The 14,942-nt window shown below is 52.1% G+C and carries 12 protein-coding genes; 5 read left to right on the top strand and 7 right to left on the bottom strand.

Annotation, left to right across the window (positions count from 1 at the left end; all coding sequences use genetic code 11):
- Position 1 precedes the first annotated feature (1 nt).
- Positions 2–904: a methylglyoxal synthase gene (locus LZ463_RS20155; protein ID WP_241457782.1), complete on the bottom strand. Its 903-nt coding sequence runs from the start codon at positions 902–904 to the stop codon at positions 2–4.
- 188 nt (positions 905–1,092) lie between these two features.
- Here LZ463_RS20155 and LZ463_RS20150 point away from each other — a divergent pair, with 188 nt between their 5' ends.
- Entirely contained in the window at positions 1,093–1,854 is a 762-nt protein-coding gene (locus LZ463_RS20150; protein ID WP_241457780.1) for a tetratricopeptide repeat protein, read from the top strand.
- 418 nt (positions 1,855–2,272) lie between these two features.
- On the top strand, positions 2,273–3,181 hold the full coding sequence (locus tag LZ463_RS20145; protein ID WP_241457778.1) for a proline dehydrogenase family protein: 909 nt from the start codon (positions 2,273–2,275) through the stop codon (positions 3,179–3,181).
- A gap of 84 nt (positions 3,182–3,265) precedes the next feature.
- Here the strand turns inward: LZ463_RS20145 and LZ463_RS20140 are convergent, their stop codons facing one another.
- From LZ463_RS20140 to LZ463_RS20115, 6 genes are all read right to left on the bottom strand, one after another.
- A complete protein-coding gene (locus LZ463_RS20140) occupies positions 3,266–5,662 on the bottom strand; it encodes a sensor domain-containing protein (protein ID WP_241457776.1) in 2,397 nt (798 codons plus the stop codon).
- Positions 5,659–6,942 carry an HD-GYP domain-containing protein gene (locus LZ463_RS20135; RefSeq protein WP_241457774.1) on the bottom strand — a complete coding sequence of 428 codons (1,284 nt, stop codon included), beginning with the start codon at positions 6,940–6,942 and terminating at the stop codon, positions 5,659–5,661. The genes LZ463_RS20140 and LZ463_RS20135 overlap by 4 nt, the downstream gene beginning before the upstream one ends.
- 222 nt (positions 6,943–7,164) lie before the next feature.
- Positions 7,165–7,620: a YybH family protein gene (locus LZ463_RS20130; RefSeq protein ID WP_241457772.1), complete on the bottom strand. Its 456-nt coding sequence runs from the start codon at positions 7,618–7,620 to the stop codon at positions 7,165–7,167.
- A gap of 33 nt (positions 7,621–7,653) precedes the next feature.
- Positions 7,654–8,343 carry a nitroreductase family protein gene (locus LZ463_RS20125; protein ID WP_241457770.1) on the bottom strand — a complete coding sequence of 230 codons (690 nt, stop codon included), beginning with the start codon at positions 8,341–8,343 and terminating at the stop codon, positions 7,654–7,656.
- Positions 8,344–8,387: 44 nt separating this feature from the next.
- A complete protein-coding gene (locus tag LZ463_RS20120; RefSeq protein WP_241457768.1) occupies positions 8,388–9,407 on the bottom strand; it encodes a transporter in 1,020 nt (339 codons plus the stop codon).
- 96 nt (positions 9,408–9,503) lie between these two features.
- The gene (locus LZ463_RS20115) at positions 9,504–10,463 is read right to left on the bottom strand and encodes a LysR family transcriptional regulator (RefSeq protein WP_241457766.1); all 960 of its coding nucleotides are present in this window, start codon (positions 10,461–10,463) and stop codon (positions 9,504–9,506) included.
- Between the two features lie 268 nt (positions 10,464–10,731).
- Between LZ463_RS20115 and LZ463_RS20110 the strand changes: the two genes are divergently transcribed.
- The 3 genes from LZ463_RS20110 (at position 10,732) to LZ463_RS20100 (ending at position 14,897) form a co-directional block, all read left to right on the top strand.
- Complete coding sequence (locus LZ463_RS20110) at positions 10,732–13,614, top strand: TonB-dependent receptor plug domain-containing protein (protein ID WP_241457765.1); 2,883 nt, start codon at positions 10,732–10,734, stop codon at positions 13,612–13,614.
- A 285-nt stretch (positions 13,615–13,899) separates the two neighbouring features.
- Positions 13,900–14,199, top strand: a complete 300-nt coding sequence (locus LZ463_RS20105) for a hypothetical protein (protein ID WP_241457763.1) — start codon at positions 13,900–13,902, stop codon at positions 14,197–14,199.
- 266 nt (positions 14,200–14,465) lie between these two features.
- The gene (locus tag LZ463_RS20100) at positions 14,466–14,897 is read left to right on the top strand and encodes a helix-turn-helix domain-containing protein (protein ID WP_241457761.1); all 432 of its coding nucleotides are present in this window, start codon (positions 14,466–14,468) and stop codon (positions 14,895–14,897) included.
- Positions 14,898–14,942 lie beyond the last annotated feature (45 nt).

Here is a 14,942-nt window from a genome sequence, read left to right as displayed (position 1 = left end):
ACTAGACCTGACTGCTGGCAGCCACACGCCCTGCCAGCAGAGTCAACCAGCGGTCGGCACTGCTGATTTCACTCGTGACCTGTGAAAAATCAGTGACAGTGCGGGCCGCTCTTTCCAGCAATTGTATATCTGCTTCATGCTGGCGTGCCACATGCGGATCTTCGAGAAACAGTATGCGTCGTATCTGCCTGTCCAGCACCAGTTCGGCCAGTTGTGCATCACCGCCGAGCGGGCCGGACAGATAGGGTTGCACCCAGTTTCTTCCAGCCTCTTCTCCCTTGATTTTTTGCGCCAGCCGGTTGAGCAGGCCGCCGGTGGTGCCGGTGGCATAACGGTGGGCAAAATGATCAAGCAGGTCGAAATGTTTTTCTGCCATGGCCAGCATGCTGTCTTTCATCGCATCATGAGCAATCAGGGCAATGCCTTCATTGGCCAAATCGAAGCTGGTGTTCAATTTATTGTCTATGGCGGCGCCTGCCGCCATGGCTTCCAGCTCCAGCCATTCGCGCGCACTGGCCAGGGTGGCCAGGAAGGGTTTGCGGTGTATCACACATTGCCGTTTCAGGGCCTGGGCTTCAGGGAAAATCGATGAATGATCGACCGGGTCAATCAGATAAATCACGGCGTCGACAGCACGCGCCGGATCATTGTCTACGACCCGCGACACCAGTTTCATCAGACCGCCATCACGGCCATAGGGAAACCGCTCCACTTTGGGGCAGCTTTCCATTAAGCCATGCGAAATAATGGCGTCCAGTGTACGTCCGACGATCACCATTTCTGCCTGCAGATGCTGGAGAGCCGGGCCGGCGCCATGTAATAGTTGTACCAGTGCCGAATTGGGCGCATCCTGGTGGGCGCGGTTGGCAATTAATCCTATGCGTAGCTTTTTATGCTGGGTCACGACGGTCCACTTTCAAGGCTGGTCAAAAGAATGGTAAGAGAATGGTAAGCCCGTGTAGTTTACCTCCCTTTGCTTACAAAGGCAGACCTGGCGCTACATTTTGTTACCTAAACCAACAGGCGGGAAACACCATGGCAGTATTACAGGCGTAGCATCATGATCCATGCGGTGAGACAGCTGAGGATAAAATGAAAAAATGGCGGCATCTGTTCGTAGTATTGACGATCATGTTGTCCTGCGCTTCTGCTCTGGGTGACGATGATTTTGATGATGAAATGCAAGTCAGGCGTTGGGCCCTGCTCGGTGATACCCAGGCACAAAACATGCTGGGCCTGCTGTACCTCGAAGCGGACACCGATATGCAAAACCTGCAGGAGGCCGCCTACTGGCTGGAACAGGCTGCTGACCAGGGCCATGCCGGTGCGCAGGCCAACCTGGGCATACTCTACCTGACCGGTGAAGGTGTGGAAGTTGACGAAGGCCAGGCGTTTACCCTGTTCCGTCGCTCAGCCATGCAGGGTCTGACATCGGCGCAACTGGCACTGGGCTATATGTATGCCACCGGCAAAGGGGTGGATGCCAATCCCGAAGAAGCGGTGTTCTGGTATCAGCAGGCTGCACAACAGGGCAATGCCAGCGCCCAGCATCATCTGGCACTGGCCTACCAGGACGGCGAAGGAGTGGAGCAAAGCGCCGACCAGGCTGCCCGCTGGGAATTTCTTGCAGCGAAACAAGGTTTGTCTACAGCACAATTTCAAATGGGTCTGCGTTATCTGCGCGGTGACGGTGTAGAGCGTGACATGCTGACCGGTTACCATTATTTGCTCAAGGCCAGCGCCAAGGTGGGCAGCATGGCGATGGATAGCCGCGAACTGGTCAGCAATGACCTGACGACCGAGCAAATCAGCGAAATCCGTGATGACGCCCGTTACTGGAAAACGCATCTCTGACACCATGTACCGAGAGCCAGGCCTGCCCAGAACGCCGCATGTATTTGCGGCGTTTTTTGTTTATTCGATTGATGCATTCCCAGAGCGATGAAGGCAGGCAATAAATTGGATTTGCGCAATTTCAATGAGCAATGTATGCTCGGTGACGCATGATCGTTTACCTCAAAAATGACAGTTGAGGTAGTCAAGAAGATCAACGGATAAAGCTGAGAAAAAACAAATGCATCGCGCCGCCTGGCCTCCTCTCTGACTGAAAGCACATTGCTGTAGCGCTTAAGCGCTGATCAGCATGCTGCTTTGTACCGGCTCGGGCATACCCGAGCCGTCGATTTCCCTCGCCCTCATTGATCCTCTCTATTGCTCAGGAGCGGGCGAGGTATTTCTTCTTTACTCTTCTTTATTCATACAGGAAGTTGACATGCAATTATTTAATGCTCTCATGGCGCGGGCCATGCCATGGATTCCTCGCGCACTCATACAAAAAATTTCACGACGCTATATTGCCGGCGATAATCTCACTGACACAGTGGCCTGCGTCCGTCAGTTGAACAGGCTGGGCTTTGCAGTAACAATCGATGTTCTGGGTGAGTCAGCCTCAAACCTGCAACAGACTGCTGATACTGCCCGTGAATACATGCGTGTTTTGATGGCTATTCAAGATCAGGGATTGAACGCCAGTGTATCGGTCAAGCCGACTGCTTTGGGTTTGCTGCTTGACATGCAGGATTGCGCGCAGCACATGGGCCAGATTCTTGCCTGTGCAAAGCGTCATCAGACCTCTGTCTGCATGGATATGGAAGATGTGAGCTGTACCCAGAAGGAGATTGAACTGTTCACCAGTTTGAACACGAGGTACAGCAATGTAAGCCTGGCATTACAGGCGTATTTGCTGCGCACTTATCAGGATATTGAATCACTTGTCGCGGCTCGCAGCAGCATGCGTCTCTGCAAGGGTATTTATCTTGAAGACCGATCCTATCTTGTAGATGGCGCATGGCGTGACAGAAGCGCGATCAACCCGCATTTTCTGCACCATGTTGCGCGCTGTTTCGACACAGGCAGCTTCATTGGTATTGCCACACACGATAGCGCATTGATTGACCAGGTCATTGAACTGGTGCACGATCGTCGCATTGGGACAGATGCCTTTGAATTCCAGATGCTGCTGGGAGTTTGCGAACCCTTGCGGGACAAACTGCGGGGCATGGGTTTTCGCGTGCGCGTCTATGTGCCCTATGGCGAGGATTGGTATGGTTATAGCATACGCCGGATAAAAGAAAATCCCGGCATCGCAGCGCATATAGTGCGATCCCTGATCCGTCGTTAACTTTCCTGAACCGTCGTTGCGCCGGTTTCAAGATGTCAATGCGATACTGAAACCGGCGCACCTGATTTGAAAAGCTTGAACAATTCAACGCAAAAATTGCTGTTCAAATTCTTCTGCTGACATGGCATGTGAAAAAAGATAGCCCTGCATTTCATCACATCGCAACTGACTCAGGAACTGGCGTTGCTGCTCAGTCTCCACCCCTTCCGCAATGACACGCAATTTCAGGGCATGGGCCAGATGGATGATGGCGGTGACGATGGCCGCATTGCTTTCATCCGTCGGTAAATCATCGACAAAAGAGCGGTCTATCTTCAACTTGTAGATAGGGAAGCGTTTCAGGTAGCTGAGGCTGGAGTAGCCGGTACCAAAGTCATCAATGGCCAGTTTGACGCCGAGATCAGCCAGCGACTCCAGTTTCTTCAATGCCTCGGCCACATCCTTGATCAGGATGGATTCGGTCAGTTCCAGCTCTATGCAATGGGGTGGCAAATCATGCTGTTCCAGGGCGGCGGCAATGCTGTCAACAAAATTGGCTTGCTGGAATTGCAGGGCAGAGACATTGATCGCCACACGTATGCTATTGCCAGCCTTGTTCCAGAGTGCGGCCTGGCGTATTGCAGTCTGCATGACCCAGTTGCCTATCGGTACGATGACACCAGATTCTTCTGCTACCGGTATGAACTGGGCTGGGCTGACTTCACCAAGATCCTTGTCTGTCCAGCGTATCAATGCTTCCACGCCGAGCAACTGGCCGCTGGCAATATCTGTTTGCGGCTGGTAATGAAGGCGAAACAGTCCATGTTCCAGGGCCTGGCGCATGGCATGATCGAGTTTCATGCGCGATAGCAGGCCGATATTCATCTGACGCTGGTAAAAACGGAAATCCGAGCGGCCGCGCTCTTTGACATGGTACATGGCGCTATCGGCATTCTTGATCAGATCGGCCATGTTGCTGCCATCTTCAGGGTACAAGGCGATGCCTATGCTGGCCGTGACCGTGAAGTTCATGCCATCGATGGAAAAAGGGGCAGACAATTCTTCCAGTACCCGTCGTGCACAGATTTCAGCACCTTCGGCGCTGGCTTCATGCAGGAGCAGGACGAATTCATCACCGCCAAGCCGTGCGGCCGTATCAAGCTCACGTATGCAATTTTTCAGGCGCTCGGTGACTTGCAGCAAGACCCTGTCGCCAAACGGATGACCAAGCGAATCATTGATTTGCTTGAAGTGGTCAAGATCAAGAAACAGCAACGCAAACGTACAATTATGGCGGCTGCTGAACGTGATTGCCTGCTTGACCCGCTCAGATAATAACAGCCGGTTAGGCAGGCCAGTCAGTACATCGGAAAAAGCCAGTTCTTCTATCCTTTGCTTGGCTGTATGGGTTTCTGTCTTGTCCTTGAAAAAGCCGATGTAATTGAGTGCCTTGCCATCGGCATCCTGCACCTTGACCAGGGATATCATGCACAGATAGGCATGACCATTCTTGCGTCTGTTCCACAATTCGCCCTCCCAGAATCCCAGGGATTCCAGCTCCTTCAGCAGGTTTTCCACCTGTATGGCATTGCCTTCTTCCGAAAAAAATTCCCTGGGTGTCTTGCCCAGCATCTCCTGTTCCGTGTAACTGCTGAGGCGTTCAAAACTGGGGTTGGTGGTGACGATTTTCTGGTCGGCATCGGTGATGAAGATGGCATCCGTGCTTGATTCAAATACCTTGGCAGCCAGCCGCAAGCGCGCTTCATCAGCCAGTCTTTGCGTGATGTCGCGGTAGGAATAGACGCGTCCTATGGGACGGCCCCGCGCATACTGCGGCAGGGTGACGCGCTCCAATACCTTGCCTGAACGCAGTACCAGTACATCGGTGGCTTCCATCAAGGGAGAACGGCTGATGGTTCCCAGTCTTTCCGTGTACTGGTTAACGTCAAGCATGCACCGATCCATCCAGGCATAGATGGCATCATCATCACGCCGGGTCAGCAAATCATCAGGCAGACCCCATAGCTCGGCGAACAAATGGTTGTAACTGCGTATGGCGCCGTCAAGATCAGTAACCAGTATCCCGTCGGCAGTCGATTCCAGTGTGGCGCGCAGTTCGGCAATCAGTTTTTCTAGTTCATTTTCCACCTGACGCTGGCTGGAGCGATCATTGATGGCAACCACATAGATGGTGCTGTCCACACCGGTCTTCACCAGGGTAACCCGTCTTTCTACCTGGACGACAGTGCCATCAGCACATTGCAACAGGGTTTCCGAGTAAATATTTTCTGACAGGCCGGCCGCCACGTCTTCCCAGAAAAAAACATCTTCAGGTGCGGCCGCCAGGTCGACGATACCCTTGCCTGTCAGGCTGTTTTGCGGCAGCCTGAGTAAATGATGGATGGCATTGTTGGCAGCCAGGATGCGCAGCTGTATCGGATCGACCAGGATGACCGCCTCGAGCAAGCCTTCTATCAGTGCCTGCCAAGGATGGGATTTCATGGCTTGGCTCCGCCGTCTTCATGTTGCTCTATCTCTAGCCCGCGCTCGAAGAAATAACATAGCCGCTTGCGCGGCGACAGGTAGTCATAGGCTGCTTTTGGCAATTGCAGGGGTTTCAGGCTGCGGTGTATGCACAGGCTTTTTTCCTGTTCCAGGTTGATGACCAGCGCTTCTTCTCGCGGCACCGATGGATTGTGGATCACCACCTTGGGTTTGATGGGCCGTGCCGAATTGACCGACACCACCATGGCGTAACGTTCATCCGTCAACTGCACGACGGAGCCGGGCGGGTAGATGCCCATCATGCGTATGAAAGCCGTCAGGGTCGCCGCATGGAAGCGCGCCTTGTGCTGGGTAAACATTTGCGACAAGGCTTCATGTGGCGTGATGGCAAAAGCCGGATTGGCCGGATTGCAAAGATTGTCGTAATGATTGACCAGGCTGACGATGCGGCTGATGAGACTGAGCTTGTCCCCACCTACGTGGCTGGGATAACCGCTACCGTCGGCATGCTCATGATGCTGGGCGATGACCAGCAGGGCATTGGCGGACAGGCCCATCTTGCGCGCCAGGTTCAGGCTGTGCAGCACATGTTCCTGGTAAAGCTGGCGTTCGGCATGATTGAAATGCTCATCCTGCCAGCGCAGACGGTCGGGCAGGTCAATCTTGCCTATGTCATGCAACATGGTACCGACGCCGAGATCCAGCATGTCTGTCTTGCTCAAGTGCATGGCGCGACCGAGCAACAGAGAGATGACGGTGACATTGATGGAATGCAGCGACGTCTTCTCACCGGCTTTTTCAGACAGCAGACGTATCGCTGCTTCATCTTCGCCGAGGATTTCACCAAGAAAACCCTGTATCAGTTTTTCTGTCAATTCTCTGGCCTGGTCAGGCTGGGCATGGACGATATCGCTGACCTGCTTGAACGTCTGTGCTGCCTGGGAAAACTGGCGCTCACAGACTTGCAGACTGGCTTGCTGGCTGGCCAGCAATTCACGCCTTTGTCTGGCGGCAAAAGCGGCAGCGCTTTCGACCGGCGGTGCTGCCTTGTTTTCTGTATGCACAGCAGCTACTGCGCCGGGGGCGGGTGCGCTCTTGTCCGGCGCATAGCGTATGCGCTCCAGACCCAGAGCGCGTATGGTGTCTATTTGCCCCTGGTTGCTGATTTTGAAATTGGATACGGGAAAAGGATGATCCATCCAGCCAACGTCCAGATAGACAAACATGCCTATGCGCAGTTGCGACAGTTCAATAAACTGTGTATGGATATCAGTCATGACGCCTGCTTCCGGAAGACAGACCCTTGATTGTCATTGTTCTTGGAGGTGCTGAATCTTTGCTGAAAGACGCATGCATACCGCTAAACGAATAACAGCCAGTTTATGTCATGTTACAACAGCTTTTTGTATGCGCGGCAGCAATTCCGGCAGAGTGTGGGTTTTATACCCCAGTTTGTATTATTTCACCAGGCTCATGTCATTTTGATCAGCCTGGCAATTTCAGGGTTTGTTGCAGTCGCAGACGTCATTGCCTTTGTCAAAGACGATGCGCCAGACGCCCGGGCTTTCCTGACGCCAGATTGAGGTGAATGTGGCCACCAGCTTGCCTTGCGGATCACGTACCGGGCCACTGCTCAGAGCCAGTTTACCCGATTCCAGCACTTCCACCGTTTCCGGCGCCCAGGAGAAGGGCGCAGACGCCCCCTCATAAAAGCGTTTCCAGGCAGTCGCAACTTCTTGTTTGCCATGCAAGACTTTTTTGCTGGAAAAAAAGATGGTTTCCTCTGCCAGAAATTCGCTGAAGGCCTGATGGTCACGTGCTTCCATGGTCTTTGCAAAAGCTGCTTCGGTCTGCATGACTTGCCTGACCAGTTCCGCGTTCTTGTCACTGGCCGTGGCGGCTGTCGTGAGCAGGCAAGCTGTGCAGAGCAGGATCAGTGACAAGAGCTTGGACATGGTGTTTCCTTCCATGGAATAGATAGTCGGTGATCAGAAAAAACTGGCGATCTGGTCCAGGGTTTTTTTCTGTATGTTGGGTACCATGCAGTGCTCGGCCGGGTAACCGGCCACTAACAGGATATACGGTTTTTCATTCTCAGGGCGTTGCAATAATTGGTTCAGAAAACCCATGGGGCTGGGCGTGTGTGTCAGTGTTGCCAGGCCAGCATGGTGCAGGGCAGAAATCAGAAAGCCGGTGGCAATTGATACTGATTCGGGGACGTAATAATTTTTAACGGCGGTGCCATCATCCATCAGCGTCGATTTCTGGCCAAAGATGGCGATCAGGTAAGGTGCTGTCTCCAGGAAGGGCTTGTCCGCGTCTGTCCCCAGCGGGGCCAGGGCATCCTTCCATTCCTGCGGCGCACGTCTTTCATAAAACTCGCGCTCTTCGATTTCTGCTTCCATGCGTATCTTGTGCTTCAGGACAGGGTCGCTGACGACAGCAAAATGCCAGGGCTGGTGGTTGGCGCCTGAAGGTGCTGTACCGGCAGTCAGCAGGCAGGTTTCTATGACGGCGCGTGGTACCGGGCGATCAGAGAATTCCCTGATAGTTTTGCGCCGCTTCATGTCCAGGTAAAAACTTTGTGCCCTTTCCAGCATTTCCTGCTCGGCATATTCCTGGTAGGTCGACAGCGGGATGAATTGTGGTGATCCCTGGTTGAATGACAGTTTGCTCATTGTATGATCCTGGTCATGACGGATGGAAGATGTGTCTGCTTTGCTTAATCCCGGCGGTTTTTCCTGAATGCGAGCCAGCCGGCAATGGCAGTAAAGGTCGCCACGATTGCGACCACGATCCAGAAGCCGTTTTCATGCTGTGCCAGCGGCACTCCACCGACATTCATGCCCAGCAGGCCGGCAATGATATTGATGGGCAGGGCCAGCACGGTGACGATGGTCAGCACGAACAGTGAGCGGTTGTTTTGTTCGTTGACGCTGGCAGCAATTTCTTCCTGCAGGAGCTTGATGCGTTCCTGCAAAGAGGCCATGTCGCTGAGAACCACGGCAAATTCTTCCGTCGATTGTCGCAACTCCTGCACATCACGTTCTGCGACCCAGACTGGCGGTCTTTGCAACAGGCGGAACAGGGCGGCCGGTTCCGGCGCCAGCAGTCTTTGCAGGCGCACCAGCACGCGACGTAACTCGCCCAGATTGGCGCGTTTGTGATTGAGGCGGTCAGCCAGCAGGTTGTCTTCGATATCATCGATTTTCTTGATGATATTGCGCACGATGCCGATCAGCACATCGGCCTGGTCGCGCAAGAGGTGGGTCAGCAATTCTGTTGGCGAACTGAAGTGTTCGGCGAGGTTGACGGCATTGCGCAAACGGTCGACCGACTTCAATGGCTTGCGGCGGGCGCTGATCATCATATTGCTGCTGACATTGAGCCACAGTGTCGCGATGTCCGATGCTTCAAAGGCAAAATCATGCAATACATCATTGACCACGGCAATCAGGCTGTGGTCGGCATGTTCTATGCGGGTGGAGCGTGAGCCTTCGTGCAGGGTTTCAAAGAATTCATCGGGCAAGTCGGCATGTTCACGCAGCCATTTTTCTGCTGCCACATTTGATAAATTGAAGTGCAGCCAGATGAAGGAATCATCGCGGGCAGCATGTCTCGATTGCAGCCACTCTATCGCATCACGTGTCTGTATGAGCTTGCCAGGCTGGTTATGCGCAAAGATATAGCCGCAGATTAAGCCTGACTGATCTGAGCCGTACGATAAGTGATCTGTTTGCATAAACTACCCAGTCTTGAGGACAGGGCATATTGTAAATCAGCCAAGCGCAGTCTTGATGACTTGCAGATGAAAACCTGCAAGTACATCTGCCATCAATCAGTTGATCAGCATGTTCTTGTAGGACAGCGAAGCCTGGCGTATGCAGTCCTGGAAGGTCATGGCCGCGTGTGACAGCGGGCGGGTCTTGGTCCAGATCATGCCCACGGGGCTGGGCAGGTGCCCGAGGTTGAGTGGCAGTATCTGCAGGACACCTTCAGCCACCAACTGGCGTGCCGCCGACAGGGACAACAGGCCCAGACGCGGCGGTTCCATCAGCAAGGGCACGTTGACCGAGCGCGATACCGACTCGATGACGTCAGTCGGTTTGTTCAGACCGTTCTTGGCCAGCAGGTTGATCATGCGCTGATGGGTTGGTGATTCTTCCACCGACAGGATCCAGGGCAGGTTGTTGAGGTCCATCCAGGTCAGATTGTCCCTGCGCGCCAGCGGGTTCTTGGCAGAGGTGACGATGACCAGAGGATCATCATATAAGACCTCTTCCTGCAAATGTTCGGCTGCACGCTCTGAAAACACACGTCCTATGATCAGGTCTATCTTGCCTTCGCGCAGATCCTGCAATTGCTGGTCTACCGTGCCATCCATGATGCACAGGGTGACATTCGGCCAGCTGGCCTTGAGTATCTTGACGGCCTTGGGAATGATCGTGGTCGAGACTACGCTCAGGATGCCCACGCTGACCTTGCCTACCGTACCGGTGGCCAGCGAGCGCATTTCCTGGTGGGCTTTTTGTAAATTGAATAAGACTTCCCTGGCGTGCCGTATCAGGCATTCACCTGAAGGTGTTGGTTTTATACCACGCCCGGCACGTTCGAACAGCTTGACACCAATGCCTTCTTCCATTTCGCCCAGCATCTTGGAAACAGCCGGCTGGCTGACGTGCAAAGTGGCCGCAACCTGAGCAACCGTCTGCTTGTCAGCCAGTTCCACCAGCAAGCGCAGGTGCTTGATCTTGAGGTGGCGGGCAAAATACTTTTCTATGGGCAAGGTATCAATCATAACGATAATTATATACGTATTCGTCAAATTCTCATTGGACGGTAATGAAATTGTAATGGGATCATACTCGCGTGAAACAAAGTGTAACAGCTTCCATGTAGGCACATGACTGGCAGACGCCCGGTATTGTTGACAAATCTACATGTGACTTTGTTTATGCATCGTAGTGGTTCGACCACAATTTGGCGGCGCAGTTCACCCTGACTGCGCCCTATCAGCCTGATTTTGCAGTTTGAGCCTGTTTATGATTTCCCCAAGGAGATACTGGATGTTTTATCAAGAAAAAAAATGTGCCTATGCCGTCAAACTGGCATTGGCAATGTTGTCCGGCGGTATGATGGTTGCAGCGCAAGCGCAAACTGTACAAGCTGAATCGGCAGAAAAAATTCAAAAAATTGAAGTCACCGGTTCGCACATCAAACGTATCGATAAAGAAGGTACTTCACCGATCCAAACGCTGACTGCAAAAGATATCAGCCAAAGCGGCGCAACCACGGTTGCTGAATTGCTGCGCACGATTCCTGCGCTGGGTAGCGGCAGTGCATTTGATGCAGTTGATGGCGGCTTCTCCCGCGGCGTGGCAACAGCCTCACTGCGTGGTCTGGGCTCCAGCTCCACCCTGATTCTGTTGAATGGCCGTCGCATGACGCCATCGGCTTACGCCAACCCTAACCAGGGTCAATCAACTCTGTACGATATCAACAGCATTCCACTGTCCATGCTGGAACGCGTAGAGATTTTCAAGGATGGCGCATCCGCTGTATACGGCTCTGACGCGATTGCCGGTGTGATCAACTTCATCACCAAGAGCGATTACCAGGGCATACAAATGAATGCCAGCATTGGCGCCAATGACAATAACCAGTTCAAGAAGAAAAGTGTCAGCGGCTTTGCCGGTTTTGGTAACTATGGATCAGATGGCTACAACGTCACTTTCAGTGCCGAAGTGTCCAAACGTGACCGCGTAGCGATCAAGGATGCCAACGACGTCGAAAAAGATCTGTACAGCATACTCAACAGCCGCCTGTCGCCTTATTCCAGCAGCATCAGTAACCAGCCTTTCTTCTATCGTGAACGTACACCAGGCAGCAAGACTTTCTTCTCTGCCAATGATGCAAACGTGGTCAACCGTACCAATTGCGACCCATCCCGTTTGATCACTGGTGGCGCACAATACAATATCGCCACCACCAGCGTCTTGTATGGCCGTCAGTTCTGTAATTACAACCTCGACGATTTTGCTGAAGTACAGGGCGCAGGCCAGGACATCAGCGCGATGTCACGCGGTATCTATCAGATCAACGATACCATGTCCGCTTTTGCTGAAGTCGCCTACACCAAGACTGACCGTGATTACACCGGGGGTTCACGTTCCATTGATGGCCGTACACCATCTACCGCTTTTGCCTTGTCTGGTGCAGGCACGCCATTCCAGGCAATTTTGCCGGTAGGCCACCCAGACAATCCATTCCCGACCAGCCGTGCGGCAGTTGTTTACCGTTTTGAAAATATTCCTGGTGGCAGCAATACGACCAATGAAGCCCTGCGTTTTGCCTCTGGTCTGAAAGGCAGCTTCAGGAACTGGGACTGGGAAACCGGCGTACTGTGGAATCGTTCCGAGCGTACTGACATTTCCAACGGCTTCCTGCTCTTGCCAGAAGTACAAAAACTGATCGATCAGAACTTGTCTCTGGATGCCGTTTCCAAGATGCCTAATCTGAGCCGTCAACTGAAGAGCGTTGGCGTAGCAGAAATTTCCCAGGCTGACTTCAAGGCCAGCACAGAATTCGGCAGTCTGCCAGGCGGCGCAATTGGTTTCGCCTCCGGTGTTGAATTCCGTCAGGAAAAAATGACACTGACACCAGACAACCTGACCAGCTCCGGTCAGGTTCTGGGTCTGGCTAATCAGTTTATCCAGGGCCAACGTAATGTAACTTCCGCCTTCGTCGAAGTACGTACACCGTTCCTGAAAAACTTCGAAATGGATTTTGCTGGCCGTGTTGATAAATATCCTAGCTTCAAAACCAATTTCGTACCAAAAATCGGCGCAAAATGGACAGTCAATGATTCCCTGGCCTTCCGTTCCACTTATGCACAAGGTTTCCGCGCACCAGCACTGGTACAAGTGACTGCCGGTGGTACCCAGACTTTCCTGAACAACCTGGTTGACCCTATCCGCTGCCCGGATGGTAAAACACCGCTGACTGGTGCTGACAACACAGATTGCTCCAGAAGTATTTCGACGCTGATTCGTCAGAATCCTAACCTGAAGCCAGAAACTTCACGCAGCTTCTCGCTGGGCATGGTTTTGTCGCCTACACGTGATTTCGATATCCTGGTTGATTACTACAATATCCGTAAGGAAGATGAAGTTGCTGCGCTGTCTTCTACACTGATATTGAATAATCAGGATGCTTATCCAGGCACAGTGATTCGCGATACCAACCCTGTCAATTTCGTTAAAGACAAGAACGGTAACGTGATTCCTAACTCAGGCCCGCTGATTTCCCTGCTGCGTAACTACATCAATCAGGGTAGTACGGTAGTCAGCGGCGTGGACGTTGAAATGGCCTTGCGCAACAACCTCGGTAGCGCCGGCAAACTGGATACACGTTTCCGTACTTCCTACACGATAGAATTCCGTCGTGCAGAAAAACCGGGTGACCCTGAAACCAACCTGGTTGGTACACGTGGTGGCATTTCCAACTTCTCCACCAGTGTTGGCGACATCCCGCGTCTGCGTGCCAGCCTGTCTTCCTCCTGGACCAAAGAAGCGCATACCGTCAATGGCGCCATCAACTTCGTTGGCGGCGTATCCCTGATGCGTTACACCAATGCAGCTGAAACCTATCCGGTTGCGTATTGCCACTATGGTTCCGGTCAGCCAGCAACAGCAACATCCCTGGGCGGTGTTGCCAAGTACCTGACCTATGTACCTGATTGCGCAGTTGCAAGCTGGACTACGGTCGACCTGGGCTACACCTACAAAGGTTTCAAGGACGTCACCATCGGTGTACGTGTACTGAATGCACTGGATTCCAAAGCACCGTATGATCCAAGCTCCAGCTACACAACAACTGGTTACAACGACACACTGCACAATGCTTATGGCCGTGCATTCCGTCTGAACGTAGGTTATGTATTCAAGTAATTCATGATCAATGACTACGGTCGTAGGTACTTGAGATAGTAGTCAGGATGTAAAAAAGACAGGGGCGCAAGCCCCTGTCTTTTTTTGTTACTGTCATGCGCGCGCCGGTCACATATCTTTCACTCTCGACTCCACTGTGACAGTCCACGAATGAATTTGTTGTCCTGCGGGCAGTGGGATTCAGTATAATCGTGTCAAGTCGGGCCACGACATAAGAAAATTCTTGTCAAAAATTGATCCCGTTCCAGAAAATACGCTGTCACAGCCCTAAGTAGAAAGCACGCCATGTTGAGTTGGTTTAATGCAAAAGCAGAAAAAGAGTTTGGCCTGCAACTTGCAGAATTCGTCATCAAGGAAATGCCAACAGAGCTGAACAAGAAAAAGCGGGACAAGACTGTCATTAAGCGGCAAAAGATCATGCAGCAAGTGGCCGTCCAGATACTTGAGTTCAAGCGCGACCATAAGCTCAATGTGTATAAGAAAGCACAATTGGGTAACAGCTTCCGTTGGCGCCTGCTGGAAGAACAATTTGATCAGGATGTGGTCAGTGAGTTGACGAATATTGTGGTCAGGGAAATGGGTTAAATCGAATACGGTCAAGTAACCTGTGATTGCGCTAATATTTTCAGTCGTTCATTAATAAATGTTGCAATTTCATTCGCTTTGAACATTCTTGCGTCAATATAACCGTCGATATTGAATATACCGTCTACCGCACATCAAATTGGTGACCCCATGTTGATTTGCACTGAAAATTGCCCCACTTTGCTGGATAAATTGCATCTAAATTTGACCCACGTTTAGCACACAATCCTACTTATCTTGATGAGTAGGGAGCAGGAGTGATTGACGTGGCATTACTAGGTATTATTCGACGCTGGCACATTCGTGACCAGATTCCATTACGGGAGATCGCCAGACGACTTGGCATCTCTCGCAACACTGTCCGGCGCTATCTGCGCTCTGAAGTCACTGAGCCTGCCTATGCAGAACGACAAACAGCCAGTGCCATCGACAAATATGCATTGCAGCTTTCAAGCTGGTTTAAGACAGAGACGGATAAAAATCGGAAACAACGACGCAGCCTAAAACAGCTTCATCTCGATCTGAAAGAACTGGGATTTGAAGGGTCGTATGACCGGGTGGCAGCTTTCGCCAGGAAGTGGAAGGTGGATCAAACTGACCGGGTCAATTCAGCTAGCAAACGAACACTAATACCATTGCACGAAGTTGTTTTACTATCCACCAGTCCATTCTACCTCCTTGAAAGGCACCGAAATTGATGGATAGTCTATAACAAATTATCAATACACACTAAACCACGTTCA

It is taken from the genome of Undibacterium paludis (assembly GCF_022568815.1).
In the GTDB taxonomy this organism is placed as follows: Bacteria; Pseudomonadota; Gammaproteobacteria; order Burkholderiales; family Burkholderiaceae_D; genus Undibacterium.
This window is presented reverse-complemented; position numbering and strand designations above follow the sequence as displayed.